The organism is Enterobacter sp. Y17 (assembly GCF_019730495.1).
Taxonomy (GTDB): domain Bacteria; phylum Pseudomonadota; class Gammaproteobacteria; order Enterobacterales; family Enterobacteriaceae; genus Enterobacter; species Enterobacter asburiae_B.
Window position 1 is genome coordinate 156,720 of record NZ_JAASKP010000003.1, and the last position, 12,791, is coordinate 169,510.

Here is a 12,791-nt window from a genome sequence, read left to right on the forward strand (position 1 = left end):
GGGTTAGGGTGAGGGCATCAGGCCGCTCGATCAGAACATCACCTGCCCGCCGGTGACGTTAATCGACTGTCCGGTGCAGTACGAGGCTTTCGGGCTGGCGTAAAACAGCAGCATGTTCAGCACGTCCTGATAATCGCACCCGCGCTTCAGCGGCACTTTATCGATGTAGTACTGCTCAACTTCCTCAGCCTTGATGCCGAGCTTGGTGGCGTACTGCGGCAGCAGGGACTGGAACATCGGCGATTTCAGCAGGTTGCCCAGCATCAGCGAGTGCACGGTAATGCCGTACTCGGCCAGATCCAGCGCCAGAGACTGCGTCAGCCCCACGCCGCCAAACTTCGCCGCGCTGTAGCCGGAGTTATGCTTGCTGCCCACTTTCCCTGATTTGGAGTTGATCTGAATGATGCGCCCCTGAACGCCGTCGCGGATCATCAGACGGGAAAACTCGCGGGCGCAGAGGAAATAGCCCACCAGATTCACCTGCAGCGAGCGGTCAAAATCCCCCAGCTCGAAATCGCTGATAAAGGCCGCTTTCGCAATCCCCGCGCTGTAGACCAGCAGGTCGGTACGCCCAAAAATCTCGTCCACGCCGCGGGCCAGCGCCATCACGCTCTGTTCGCTGGTGGCGTCGGCGCCAAACCCGTACGCCATCCCTTCACCAAACTCGGTGTTAATGGTGTCCGCCACGCGGGCGGCTTTTTCACTCTGAATGTCCACTACCGCCACGCGGTAGCCCTCTGCGGCAAGCCCACGGCAGAGGAACTCGCCTAAGGTTTGTCCTCCACCAATGACAACGGCAACCTGACTCATGTGTTTCTCCTTAATTACGCAACAAATTTTAACGTGCAGCCTGGGGTGACAGCCTGCGGAACCGGGCCCGCCACGTGAACCGTGCCGGGATATTCGGCCTGCGGCTGGCCGTCGAAACGCAGGGTGATGTGGCCCAGCTCGCGCAGGTTTTGCTCGGCCACGTCGCCGACGGCGGTCACGGCATAGCGCGCCTCGCCCAGCTCCAGCTGGCTCCCGGCCTTCAGCTCGCCCTTCAGCTCGCCGTGGCAGTGGATAAAGCAAAACTCTTCGATATCCGCCGGGGCGCCTTCGCGGAAGGTGATCAGCATCTGGTCACTCAGCGCATCCGCCGCGCTCTGGCCGATGCGGGTAATGGTGGTCTGGTAAATCACGGTCATCGCAGGAACCTCTTATTGATAAATAAAGCCGGAGACAAACCAGGCAATCAGCACCGTCGGCGCGCCCGTCAGGAAGCGGCTCACCAGCACGGACGGCACGCCCACGCGCACGGTGTCCTGGCGCGCTTCGGCCAGCGACAGCCCTACGGGGATGAAATCGCACGCCGCCTGGGCGTTAATGGCGAACAGGGCGGGCAGGGCGAGGTGCGGGGGAATGTTCCCCAGACCAATCTGCACGCCAATCAGCACGCCGATCACCTGAGCGATCACCGCGCCCGGGCCGAGGAACGGCGACAGCAGCGGGAAGGAGCAGATCAGCGCCAGCGTCACCAGCCCGAGCGGGTGGCTGGCGAGCGGGGCGAGGCCGTGGGCAATCCAGTCGCCCAGGCCGGACGCCATGATGATGCCGATCAGCGCCGAAACGAATGCCATAAACGGCAGGATGGTTTTCAGCACCGTGTCGATGGTGTCGCGCCCTGACTGGAACAGCACCGCTACGGCGGACCCCATGCCCATCCCGACCTTCGCCAGCAGGCCGTCGCTCTGCTCGGTGATTTTCTTGCTGGTGTCGTACTCGCGCGGGGTCGCTTTTTGCGGCGCGGCAGTGCCATTCACCAGAGTGATGTTGTCCTCCTTCACGCCTGAGACATAAATGTCCTCAAGGATGTACTGCGCCAGCGGGCCGGATTTTCCGGTGGAGTGAATATTCACCGTCGGAATGCGGCGCTTCGGATAGATACCGCAGCGCAGCGTGCCGCCGCAGTCGATCACCGCCACGCCGATTTCCGCTTCCGGCGGCTCGCCCTCCTTGAAGCCGTCGACCGCTTCCCAGCCGGTTAGCTCGCGCAGCCTGTCGACGATCGCCGGGCGCGTGCCTGCGGTGATGTAGACGATCTTTTTGCCTTCGGTGGCGTCGAACTCCAGCGGGCCGCCCCAGCCGCCCGTGCCTTTCTCAATGCGGATCCGGTTCATGCTGTGGCTCCTGAAAGATGGACTTTCTGTTCAAGCTGGATGCCCATTTTTTTCTCAAAAATGGCGGTGGTGAGGTCGGTCACCCAACCGCGGAAGAAGTTGGTGACCAGGCCAACCAGCAGGTAGCTCACCGCCAGCGGGCCGAGCGGCAGGCCAAGGGTGGTGAGACCGCTGGCGATCCCGAGATAGACAAACAGCTCGCCAGGGTTAATGTGCGGGAACAGGCCGTTCATGGAATGGCAGCTGTAGGAGGCGGCGGCGTAGTAGCTCGGCTTGTACTTTTCCGGCATGAAGCGGCCGAGGCTTAAGGTCATCGGGTTGCAGAACACGAAGGTGCCGATGAACGGCAGTACCAGGTAGCGGGACAGCGGATTCCCGGCACAGCGCTGGGCGAAGCGTTCAATGCGCTGCTGGCCGATAAAGTTAATCAGCGCGTTCATGATCACCAGCAGGCTGATCAGCAGGGGCAGGATCCCGGTCACCATGCCGGTGAACACTTCTCCGCCTTTCTGAAACAGCCCGATGAACCACTCGGCGCCGTGGGTGATGGTTTCTATCATTCTTCTCTCCTGTAAGGCTTTTTTGTTTTTGTCTTGCGGGGCTAATAATAATCACTTTGAAAGGTTTTAAAGTGTTAGTTAGATCTCACAATGAAAGAAAAATGGATTATTTTGAAAGTTTATTGATGGGGTCAATGATTTTCGGTGGAAAAAAGGGCGGATTTGCGTGGGGGAGGCGCGTACCGCTTCCTTGAGGTGTTGCGGATGCTTTACCATACTGGGTTCTTATCGAACCCGTTAAATGGATGTCTCATGTTCAAGCGTCGTTATGCAGCGCTGTTGCCTGCGCTTATTCTGCTGTCTGCCTGTAGTAGCAAACCTAAGACCGAAGCCGTTCAGCAAACGGCGGGCGCGCCTTCCGGAGGATTCCTGCTGGAGCCGCAGCACAATATGATGCAGATGGGCGGCGACTTCGCGAATAACCCGGCGGCCGAGCAGTTCATCGATAAAATGGTGAGCAAGCACGGCTTTGACAGACAGCAGCTGCACGAAATTTTGTCTCAGGCCAGGCGACTGGACTACGTGCTGCGCCTGATGGACAGGCAGGCGCCGACGGCCCAGGTGCCGAGCGGGCCGAACGGCGCGTGGCTGCGCTACCGCAAACAGTTTATTACCCCGGACAACGTGCAAAACGGCGTGGTGTTCTGGAATCAGTATGAAGACGCGCTCAACCGCGCGTGGCAGGTGTACGGCGTACCGCCGGAAATCATCGTCGGGATTATCGGCGTGGAAACCCGCTGGGGCCGCGTGATGGGTAAAACCCGCATCCTGGACGCGCTGGCGACGCTCTCCTTTAACTATCCGCGCCGCGCGGAGTATTTCTCTTCCGAGCTGGAAACCTTCCTGCTGATGGCACGCAGCGAGCAGGACGATCCGCTCGATCTGAAAGGGTCGTTTGCCGGCGCGATGGGCTACGGCCAGTTTATGCCGTCCTCCTATAAACAATATGCCGTCGACTTTAACGGGGATGGTCATATCAATCTGTGGGATCCGGTGGATGCCATCGGCAGCGTGGCGAACTACTTCAAAGCGCACGGCTGGACGCCGGGCGGCCAGGTGGCGGTGCAGGCGAACGGTCAGGCGCCTGGGCTGGAAAACGGCTTCAAAACCAAATACAGCGTTGCGCAGCTGACGGCGGCGGGCTTAACACCGACTCAGCCGTTGGGCAATGTCGATCAGGTAAGTCTGTTGCGTCTGGATGTCGGGACGGGCTATCAGTACTGGTACGGCATGCCGAACTTCTACGCCATCACCCGCTATAACCACAGTACCCACTATGCGATGGCCGTATGGCAGCTGGGGCTGGCGGTATCGCAGGCCCGCGTGCCGGCAGCGTCTCCGTTTAGTCAGTAAGTCATCTTATTCCCCCTCTCCCTGTGGGAGAGGGCTGGGGTGAGGGCACCCGCGCGCACCTATTTCCTGCAGAAACATTTCGGCACACTCCCTTTTCAAACCCGCCATTTACATCTTCACCGTCTTTCATTATTGTTATGTTATAACATTTAATGTGGTGTCAGAATGTCAACGTCCCTTTTTTCTTTGTCTGCTCTGGTTCGGCTTTTGCTGGCGCTGGTGCTTGTTGCCTTTATCGGGCTGGCCGTGCGCTGGGCGGTGGCATTGCCATGATTGTGATGAATGAACTGGTCGCGGGATATGAACGTCAGCCCGTTACGCGGCCCCTCTCGGGCACGATTGAGCGCGGCAGCATGACCGCCATTATCGGCGCTAACGGCTGCGGGAAATCCACGCTGCTGAAAACGCTGGCGGGATTTATTCCTCCCGTCAGCGGCGGCTTCCGCTGGCAGGGGAAGCCGCCGGTAATCGGCTGGCTGGCACAGCGTCACGCGCTGGAGGCGCAGTTTCCGCTGACCGTACAGGACGTGGTAAGCATGGGCTGCTGGCCGGGCATTTCGCTTTTTTCCGGGTTTCGTCACGAAACGCGGCTGCGCATTGCCAGCGCGCTTGAGCGCGTCGGGCTTGAGTCCATGGCGTTATCCACCATTGATGAACTCTCCGGCGGTCAGTTTCAGCGCATGCTGTTTGCCCGCGTCCTGGTGCAGCAGGCGCCGCTGGTGATGCTGGATGAACCCTTTACCGGGGTCGATGAAGCCACCTGCAGCGTGCTGATGGATCTGATGCTGGAGATGTATATGCAGGGGCAAACGCTGCTCGCGGTACTGCACGACAGCGAGCGCGTGTCGCGCCATTTCCCGCAGACGCTGCGGCTGGATGCTGACGTTCCCCAGTGGAAAACCGAGCGGGTGAGGGTGGCATGATCTGGCATCTCTTTTTTCAGCCGTTCATTGAGTACGGCTTTATGCGTCGCGCGCTGGTGGTTTGCCTGGCGCTCTCCGTCAGCACCACCGCGCTCGGCGTGTTTCTTCAGCTGCGTCGGATGAGCCTGATGGGCGACGCCCTTTCTCACGCCATTTTGCCGGGTGTCGCCGTGGGGTATCTGCTCAGCGGTATGTCGCTGCTGGCGATGAGTATTGGCGGTTTTATCGCGGGAATTACCGTGGCTCTGCTGGCCGGTCTGGTCAGTCGACGCACGCCGCTGAAAGAAGATGCCAGCTTTGCCGGGTTTTATCTTGGCTCGCTGGCGCTGGGGGTCACGCTGGTGTCGCTTCGCGGGTCGAATGTCGATCTGCTGCATCTGCTGTTTGGCTCCATCCTCGCCGTGGACAACGACGCCGCGCTGTTCGTCACGGGCGTTTGCATGTTCACCCTTATCACGCTGGCGCTGTTTTATCGCGGGCTGGTGACAGAAGCGTTTGATACCGCCTGGCTGCAGGTGAACGCCCGCTGGCTGCCTGGCCTGCTGCACGGTCTGTTTCTGGCGCTGCTGGTGCTTAACCTGGTGGCCGGTTTTCAGGTGCTCGGCACGCTGATGGCCGTCGGGCTGATGATGCTTCCGGCCGTGGCGGCACGCTGCTGGGTGCGCACGTTACCTGCCTTACTCCTGATGGCGGGTATCAGCGGTAGCTTCTGCGCATGGCTGGGGCTGAGCCTCTCCTGGGCGATGAGCCTACCGGCCGGGCCGTCCATCGTGCTCACCGCCAGCGCGCTGTTCTTTATTTCCATTTTATTGGGTACGCGAAGCAGGCTCGCTGGCAGCCTGCGCGCGCTTTTTTAACGCAAGGGGAAACGATGAAACGTACAGGATTTGTAGTGGCGCTCGCGCTGGGGATGATGTCGCACGGCGTGATGGCGAAAACGCTGAATGTGGTGACCAGCTTTTCGATTCTGGGGGATATCACGCAGGAGGTGGGCGGCGACCATGTGAACGTGACGACGCTGGTCGGGCCGGACGGCGATCCGCATACCTTCGAACCGTCGCCGAAAGACAGCGCGGCCCTGAGCAAGGCTGATGTGGTGGTGGTGAACGGCCTGGGGCTGGAAGGCTGGCTTGATCGTCTGGTGAAAGCCTCCGGGTTCAAAGGGCAACTGGTTGTCGCCTCAACAGGGGTGAAAACCCACACGCTTGAGGAAGATGGAAAGACTGTGACCGATCCCCATGCGTGGAACAGCGCGGCGAACGGGGCGCTCTATGCGCAAAATATTCTGAACGGGCTGGTGAAAGCCGATCCGCAAGATAAAGCGGCGCTCGAGGCTACCGGTAAGCCGTATATCGCGGAGCTGACGCAACTGGATAACTGGGCCAAAACGCGCTTTAGCCAGATCCCGCCGGCGAAGCGTAAAGTGCTGACCAGCCATGACGCGTTCGGCTATTTCAGCCGCGCTTACGGCGTGACGTTTATGGCGCCGCAGGGGCTGTCGTCCGAGAGCGAAGCCAGCGCGGCGCAGGTCGCTGAGATTATCAATCAGATTAAAGCCGACGGCGTGAAAACCTGGTTCATGGAGAATCAACTCGATCCGCGTCTGGTGAAACAGATTGCGTCGGCGACGGGCGCACAGCCCGGGGGTGAGCTTTACCCCGAAGCGCTGTCGGCAAAAGGTGGGGTGGCAGACACCTACGTTAAGGCGTTTCGCCACAATGTGAACACTCTCGCTGACAGCATGAAATAACCTTTCCACCGCCGGTGCGTCCGTACCGGCTTTTTTCTGAAGCCCCCTCGTAAAACCTGAAGTCCATCCCCACATCTGACGAGAAAGTGCTATCTTGTGCAGCACGTTTTTCTGATGCCTGGAGCGAGAATGACTGACCATGAATTGATGCAGCTTAGCGAGATCGTTGGCCTTGCGCTGAAGCAGCGTGGCGCGACAATCACCACCGCCGAATCCTGCACCGGCGGCTGGGTGGCGAAAGCGATTACCGATATTGCCGGCAGTTCCGCCTGGTTTGAACGCGGTTTTGTGACCTACAGTAACGAAGCTAAAGCTCAGATGATTGGCGTGCGTGAATCCACGCTTGAACAGCATGGCGCGGTCAGCGAACCGGTGGTGATCGAGATGGCCATTGGCGCGCTCAAAGAGGCGCGGGCAGACTACGCGATTTCCATTAGCGGCATTGCGGGCCCGGACGGCGGCAGCGACGTGAAGCCTGTCGGCACCGTCTGGTTTGGGTTCGCCACCTCCAAAGGCGAAGGGATCACCCGCCGGGAATGCTTCAGCGGCGATCGCGAAAGCGTGCGTCGTCAGGCAACCGTTTATGCGTTAAAAACGCTCTGGCAACAATTTCTACAAAACACTTGATACTGTATGACCATACAGTATAATTGCACCAACAGAACAGAAATCCACGGTGAAGCACAGTCGCTTCTCCCGGCATGACAGGAGTAATAATGGCTATCGACGAAAACAAACAGAAAGCGTTGGCGGCAGCACTGGGCCAGATCGAAAAGCAATTCGGTAAAGGCTCCATCATGCGCCTGGGTGAAGACCGTTCCATGGATGTGGAAACCATCTCCACCGGTTCGCTTTCTCTGGATATCGCGCTGGGCGCTGGCGGTCTGCCTATGGGCCGTATCGTAGAAATCTACGGGCCAGAGTCCTCCGGTAAAACCACCCTGACGCTGCAGGTGATTGCCGCGGCACAGCGCGAAGGTAAAACCTGTGCGTTTATCGATGCCGAGCACGCGCTGGACCCTGTTTATGCCCGCAAGCTGGGCGTGGATATCGACAACCTGCTGTGTTCTCAGCCGGACACCGGTGAGCAGGCGCTGGAAATTTGTGACGCGCTGGCGCGTTCTGGTGCCGTTGACGTTATCGTGGTCGACTCCGTAGCCGCACTGACGCCAAAAGCCGAAATCGAAGGTGAAATCGGTGACTCTCATATGGGCCTCGCGGCACGTATGATGAGCCAGGCGATGCGTAAGCTGGCGGGTAACCTGAAGCAGTCCAACACGCTGCTGATCTTCATCAACCAGATTCGTATGAAAATTGGTGTGATGTTCGGTAACCCGGAAACCACTACCGGTGGTAACGCACTGAAATTCTACGCCTCTGTCCGTCTGGATATCCGTCGTATCGGCGCGGTGAAAGAGGGCGAAAACGTAGTCGGTAGCGAAACCCGCGTGAAGGTTGTGAAGAACAAAATTGCTGCGCCGTTCAAACAGGCTGAGTTCCAGATCCTCTACGGCGAAGGGATCAACTTCCTCGGCGAGCTGGTTGACCTGGGCGTGAAAGAGAAGCTGATTGAAAAAGCGGGCGCCTGGTACAGCTACAACGGTGACAAGATTGGTCAGGGTAAAGCGAACGCGATCTCCTGGCTGAAAGAGAACCCGGCTGCGGCGAAAGAGATTGAGAAGAAGGTGCGTGAGCTTCTGCTGAACAACCAGGACTCCAAACCTGATTTCGTGGTCGATGCCGCGGATGCTGAAGAAACTAACGAAGACTTTTAATTGTTTCGTTTAAAAATGAAGGGCTGCTGATGCGGCCCTTTTTGCATTTCTGAATCAGCAGGTTTTTTATGAGTGAACCGACAACACGTCGACCCGCGTATGCACGCTTACTGGACCGCGCGGTGCGCATCCTGGCCGTTCGTGACCACAGTGAACAGGAGCTGCGGCGAAAACTGTCGGCTCCGGTGATGAGTAAAAACGGGCCGGAAGAGATTGATGCCACCGCTGAAGATTATGACCGCGTGATTGCCTGGTGCTATGAGCATCGTTATCTTGATGACGAGCGCTTTGCCTCACGGTTTCTCGCCAGCCGCGGCCGTAAAGGATATGGGCCCGCGCGCATCCGGCAGGAGCTGAACCAGAAAGGGGTGGCCAGGGAGTCCATCGAAAAAGCGATGCGCGAATGCGATACTGACTGGTGCGAGCTGGCCAGAGAACAGGCGATTCGTAAATACGGCGAACCGCTGCCGCGTGAGTTTTCAGAAAAAGTTAAAATCCAGCGCTTTTTGCTCTACCGCGGCTTTCTGATGGAAGATATTCAGGATATCTGGCGTAATTTTGCCGATTGAACGCATGCGGGATTTTACTTCCCACTAAAGAAAACTTATCTTATTCCCACTTTTTCCAGTAGCTGGTCTGTCCAACGGTTTACCGATACAGGCTGGCTACGACATTTCGTTAGCTTGATTTCAGGATAATTATGAGCAAGAGCACCGCTGAGATCCGTCAGGCGTTTCTCGATTTTTTCCATAGTAAGGGACACCAGGTTGTTGCCAGCAGCTCCCTGGTACCGAACAACGATCCGACTCTGCTGTTTACCAACGCCGGGATGAACCAGTTCAAGGATGTGTTCCTTGGTCTCGACAAGCGTAATTATTCCCGCGCCACAACCTCACAGCGTTGCGTGCGTGCGGGCGGTAAACACAACGACCTGGAAAACGTCGGTTACACCGCGCGTCACCATACGTTCTTCGAAATGCTGGGTAACTTCAGCTTCGGCGACTACTTCAAACACGATGCTATTCAATATGCGTGGGAACTGCTGACCGGTGAAAACTGGTTCAACCTGCCAAAAGAGCGTCTGTGGGTTACCGTCTATGAAACCGATGACGAAGCCTACGAAATCTGGGAAAAAGAAGTCGGGATCCCGCGCGAGCGTATCATTCGCATCGGTGATAACAAAGGCGCGCCATACGCGTCTGACAACTTCTGGCAGATGGGTGATACCGGCCCTTGCGGTCCGTGCACCGAGATCTTCTACGATCACGGCGACCACATCTGGGGTGGGCCTCCGGGCAGCCCGGAAGAAGACGGCGATCGCTACATTGAGATCTGGAACATCGTGTTCATGCAGTTCAACCGTCAGGCCGACGGTACGATGGAGCCGCTGCCGAAGCCTTCCGTCGATACCGGTATGGGCCTGGAGCGTATTGCAGCGGTTCTGCAGCACGTTAACTCCAACTACGAAATTGATCTGTTCAGCACCCTGATCAAAGCCGTTGCGAACGTTACCGGCGCGACCGATCTGAACAACAAATCGCTGCGCGTTATCGCGGACCACATTCGTTCCTGTGCGTTCCTGATTGCCGACGGCGTTATCCCGTCGAATGAAAACCGTGGCTACGTGCTGCGTCGTATCATTCGTCGTGCCATCCGTCACGGCAACATGCTGGGCGCGAAGGACACCTTCTTCTATAAACTCGTTGGGCCACTGATTGGCGTGATGGGTGCTGCCGGTGATGAGCTGAAACGCCAGCAGGCGCAGGTAGAGCAGGTTCTGAAAACCGAAGAAGAGCAGTTTGCGCGTACGCTTGAGCGCGGCCTGGCGCTGCTGGACGAAGAGCTGGCGAAACTTAAGGGCGACACGCTGGATGGCGAAACCGCTTTCCGCCTGTACGACACCTACGGCTTCCCGGTTGACCTGACGGCGGACGTTTGCCGCGAGCGCAATATCAAAGTTGACGAAGCTGGCTTCGAAGCCGCGATGGAAGAGCAGCGTCGTCGTGCGCGTGAGTCCAGCGGTTTCGGTGCGGACTACAACGCGATGATTCGCGTTGATAGCGCGTCTGAATTCAAAGGTTATGACGCGCTGGAACTGACCGGCAAAGTGACCGCCCTGTTTGTTGACGGTAAAGCCGTGGACAGCATCAGCGCGGGCCAGGATGCGGTTGTCATTCTGGACAAAACGCCGTTCTACGCGGAATCCGGCGGTCAGGTTGGCGATAAGGGCGAGCTGAAAGGCAACGGCTTTAGCTTTAGCGTCAGCGACACCCAGAAATACGGTCAGGCGATTGGTCACCAGGGCAAACTGGTTTCCGGTTCTCTGAAAGTGGGCGAGGGCGTACAGGCTAACGTGGATGAAGCTCGCCGCGCGCGCATTCGTCTGAACCACTCTGCAACCCACCTGATGCACGCTGCCCTGCGCGACGTGCTCGGTACCCACGTTGCACAGAAAGGTTCTCTGGTTAACGACAAAGTGCTGCGTTTCGACTTCTCGCATTTTGAAGCGATGAAACCGTCTGAGATCCGCGCGGTGGAAGATCTGGTGAACGCGCAGATCCGTCGTAACCTGCCAATCGAGACCCACATCATGGAGCTCGAGGACGCGAAGAAAAAAGGTGCGATGGCGCTGTTTGGCGAGAAATATGACGACCGCGTTCGCGTGCTGAGCATGGGCGACTTTTCTACCGAGCTGTGCGGCGGTACGCACGCATCGCGCACCGGTGACATCGGCCTGTTCCGCATTGTTTCCGAATCCGGTACGGCGGCAGGCGTGCGTCGTATTGAAGCGGTGACCGGTGAAGGCGCAATCGCCAGCCTGCATGCGCAGAGCGATCAGCTGCACGACATCGCGCAGCTGCTGAAAGGCGATAGCCAGAACCTGGGCGAGAAAGTGCGCGTTGCGCTGGATCGCACGCGTCAGCTGGAAAAAGAGCTGCAGCAGCTGAAAGAGCAGGCTGCGGCGCAGGAGAGTGCAAACCTCTCCAGCAAGGCTGTAGACATTAAGGGCGTCAAACTGCTGGTCAGCGATCTGGCGGGCGTTGAGCCTAAGATGCTGCGTACTATGGTCGACGATCTCAAGAACCAGCTTGGTTCTACCGTTATCGTGCTGGCGACAGTGGCAGAAGGTAAGGTTTCTCTGATTGCGGGCGTCTCTAAGGATGTGACCGACCGCGTTAAAGCAGGGGAACTGATTGGTATGGTCGCTCAGCAGGTGGGCGGCAAGGGTGGCGGTCGTCCGGACATGGCGCAAGCCGGTGGTACGGATGCAGCGGCACTTCCGCAAGCTTTGGCCAGCGTTGAAAGCTGGGTAAGCGCGAAACTGTAATAACTACAAAGCACAAGCAGACGCCATAGCGGTAACGTTATGGCGTCTTGTTCACTGTGCTATCGATAACGATAAAGTCAGGTTGAGTTTGTGTATATCGGCTAAACTTACGTTTAACAGAATGTGATGCCGTGACTGCTTACACTTTACGTGTTTGTCATCGCTTACTTTTTGGCGTTATATGATGGATAATGCCGGGATACAAGAGACCCGACTCTTTTAATCTTTCAAGGAGCAAAGAATGCTGATTCTGACTCGTCGAGTTGGTGAGACCCTCATGATTGGGGATGAGGTCACCGTGACAGTTTTAGGGGTAAAGGGTAACCAGGTACGTATTGGTGTTAACGCTCCTAAAGAAGTATCTGTCCACCGTGAAGAGATCTACCAGCGTATCCAGGCTGAAAAATCCCAGCAGTCCAGTTACTGATATTGTCGCGTCTCGCTGTCGGGCGAGACGCAACCCTCCTGTCATTTTTCCTGCTCAACGTTACCGTTTAATTTCAAACGCTCTCTTTTTAACCACTCCGTTGCCCTAAACTCGCCCTTACGCCGCTATTTCTGCAAAGGTTTTCTGTGAAGATGCCTGCAAAATCCGCTTATAAAACACCCTCTTTGCGGCTTTTACATGCGAATTGCGTGTGATTTGTGCAAACGATAAAAGCTTTTGGAAAATTGTTTGACTTATAAGTCCCAGAAAGTAATATATGCGCCACGCAGCGACGAGAAGCTCTTAACGAGTAACTCGAAGCACTCGAAAGAGGCGTTGTGTGGTGAGGTGGCCGAGAGGCTGAAGGCGCTCCCCTGCTAAGGGAGTATGCGGTCAAAAGCTGCATCCGGGGTTCGAATCCCCGCCTCACCGCCATTTTGCATCCGTAGCTCAGCTGGATAGAGTACTCGGCTACGAACCGAGCGGTCGGAGGTTCGAATCCTCCCGGATGCACCA

At 57.4% G+C, this 12,791-nt stretch carries 13 protein-coding genes and 2 tRNA genes; 11 read left to right on the top strand and 4 right to left on the bottom strand.

The genetic code is table 11. The annotated features are described in order from the left end of the window. Nucleotides 1–30: 30 nt before the first annotated feature. Genes srlD through srlA form a run of 4 tightly spaced genes read right to left on the bottom strand, consistent with a single transcriptional unit; the run spans nt 31 to nt 2,719 of the window. A complete protein-coding gene (gene srlD, locus HCH49_RS16920) occupies nt 31–810 on the bottom strand; it encodes a sorbitol-6-phosphate dehydrogenase (protein WP_033146371.1) in 780 nt (259 codons plus the stop codon). 14 nt (nt 811–824) lie between these two features. After that, on the bottom strand, nt 825–1,187 hold the full coding sequence (srlB, locus tag HCH49_RS16925; protein ID WP_023308951.1) for a PTS glucitol/sorbitol transporter subunit IIA: 363 nt from the start codon (nt 1,185–1,187) through the stop codon (nt 825–827). Between the two features lie 12 nt (nt 1,188–1,199). Further along, complete coding sequence (locus HCH49_RS16930; protein WP_214538878.1) at nt 1,200–2,159, bottom strand: PTS glucitol/sorbitol transporter subunit IIB; 960 nt, start codon at nt 2,157–2,159, stop codon at nt 1,200–1,202. Beyond that, nucleotides 2,156–2,719, bottom strand: a complete 564-nt coding sequence (srlA, locus tag HCH49_RS16935) for a PTS glucitol/sorbitol transporter subunit IIC (protein ID WP_023333189.1) — start codon at nt 2,717–2,719, stop codon at nt 2,156–2,158. Before srlA ends, HCH49_RS16930 begins: the two co-directional genes overlap by 4 nt. Nucleotides 2,720–2,971: 252 nt before the next feature. Here srlA and mltB point away from each other — a divergent pair, with 252 nt between their 5' ends. The 11 genes from mltB to HCH49_RS16990 all read left to right on the top strand — a co-directional run bounded on the left by mltB (nt 2,972) and on the right by HCH49_RS16990 (nt 12,791). After that, nucleotides 2,972–4,072: a lytic murein transglycosylase B gene (gene mltB / locus HCH49_RS16940; protein WP_221703041.1), complete on the top strand. Its 1,101-nt coding sequence runs from the start codon at nt 2,972–2,974 to the stop codon at nt 4,070–4,072. Between the two features lie 269 nt (nt 4,073–4,341). After that, nucleotides 4,342–4,995 (top strand): metal ABC transporter ATP-binding protein, encoded by a 654-nt coding sequence (locus HCH49_RS16945; RefSeq protein WP_087823292.1) that lies wholly within the window; start codon nt 4,342–4,344, stop codon nt 4,993–4,995. Beyond that, nucleotides 4,992–5,852, top strand: coding sequence for a metal ABC transporter permease (locus tag HCH49_RS16950; protein WP_033146368.1), 861 nt, complete (start codon nt 4,992–4,994; stop codon nt 5,850–5,852). The genes HCH49_RS16945 and HCH49_RS16950 overlap by 4 nt, the downstream gene beginning before the upstream one ends. A gap of 14 nt (nt 5,853–5,866) precedes the next feature. Further along, a complete protein-coding gene (locus HCH49_RS16955; RefSeq protein WP_033146367.1) occupies nt 5,867–6,745 on the top strand; it encodes a metal ABC transporter substrate-binding protein in 879 nt (292 codons plus the stop codon). A gap of 129 nt (nt 6,746–6,874) precedes the next feature. Then, nucleotides 6,875–7,372, top strand: coding sequence for a nicotinamide-nucleotide amidase (gene pncC, locus HCH49_RS16960; protein ID WP_023308944.1), 498 nt, complete (start codon nt 6,875–6,877; stop codon nt 7,370–7,372). Between the two features lie 89 nt (nt 7,373–7,461). Beyond that, entirely contained in the window at nt 7,462–8,520 is a 1,059-nt protein-coding gene (gene recA, locus HCH49_RS16965) for a recombinase RecA (protein WP_023308943.1), read from the top strand. Nucleotides 8,521–8,588: 68 nt separating this feature from the next. Further along, complete coding sequence (gene recX / locus HCH49_RS16970; RefSeq protein ID WP_033146366.1) at nt 8,589–9,089, top strand: recombination regulator RecX; 501 nt, start codon at nt 8,589–8,591, stop codon at nt 9,087–9,089. 131 nt (nt 9,090–9,220) lie between these two features. Next, nucleotides 9,221–11,848 carry an alanine--tRNA ligase gene (gene alaS, locus HCH49_RS16975; RefSeq protein WP_045888112.1) on the top strand — a complete coding sequence of 876 codons (2,628 nt, stop codon included), beginning with the start codon at nt 9,221–9,223 and terminating at the stop codon, nt 11,846–11,848. 241 nt (nt 11,849–12,089) lie between these two features. Beyond that, nucleotides 12,090–12,275 (top strand): carbon storage regulator CsrA, encoded by a 186-nt coding sequence (csrA, locus tag HCH49_RS16980; RefSeq protein WP_000906486.1) that lies wholly within the window; start codon nt 12,090–12,092, stop codon nt 12,273–12,275. A gap of 342 nt (nt 12,276–12,617) precedes the next feature. Beyond that, a tRNA-Ser gene (locus HCH49_RS16985) sits at nt 12,618–12,710 on the top strand. A 4-nt stretch (nt 12,711–12,714) separates the two neighbouring features. Continuing rightward, a tRNA-Arg gene (locus HCH49_RS16990) sits at nt 12,715–12,791 on the top strand.

Bases quoted from the DNA above. Each gene is read 5' to 3' on its own strand.
- srlD (WP_033146371.1), bottom strand. From the start codon at position 810: ATGAGTCAGGTTGCCGTTGTCATTGGTGGAGGACAAACCTTAGGCGAG.
- srlB (WP_023308951.1), bottom strand. From the start codon at position 1,187: ATGACCGTGATTTACCAGACCACCATTACCCGCATCGGCCAGAGCGCG.
- HCH49_RS16930 (WP_214538878.1), bottom strand. From the start codon at position 2,159: ATGAACCGGATCCGCATTGAGAAAGGCACGGGCGGCTGGGGCGGCCCG.
- srlA (WP_023333189.1), bottom strand. From the start codon at position 2,719: ATGATAGAAACCATCACCCACGGCGCCGAGTGGTTCATCGGGCTGTTT.
- mltB (WP_221703041.1), top strand. From the start codon at position 2,972: ATGTTCAAGCGTCGTTATGCAGCGCTGTTGCCTGCGCTTATTCTGCTG.
- HCH49_RS16945 (WP_087823292.1), top strand. From the start codon at position 4,342: ATGATTGTGATGAATGAACTGGTCGCGGGATATGAACGTCAGCCCGTT.
- HCH49_RS16950 (WP_033146368.1), top strand. From the start codon at position 4,992: ATGATCTGGCATCTCTTTTTTCAGCCGTTCATTGAGTACGGCTTTATG.
- HCH49_RS16955 (WP_033146367.1), top strand. From the start codon at position 5,867: ATGAAACGTACAGGATTTGTAGTGGCGCTCGCGCTGGGGATGATGTCG.
- pncC (WP_023308944.1), top strand. From the start codon at position 6,875: ATGACTGACCATGAATTGATGCAGCTTAGCGAGATCGTTGGCCTTGCG.
- recA (WP_023308943.1), top strand. From the start codon at position 7,462: ATGGCTATCGACGAAAACAAACAGAAAGCGTTGGCGGCAGCACTGGGC.
- recX (WP_033146366.1), top strand. From the start codon at position 8,589: ATGAGTGAACCGACAACACGTCGACCCGCGTATGCACGCTTACTGGAC.
- alaS (WP_045888112.1), top strand. From the start codon at position 9,221: ATGAGCAAGAGCACCGCTGAGATCCGTCAGGCGTTTCTCGATTTTTTC.
- csrA (WP_000906486.1), top strand. From the start codon at position 12,090: ATGCTGATTCTGACTCGTCGAGTTGGTGAGACCCTCATGATTGGGGAT.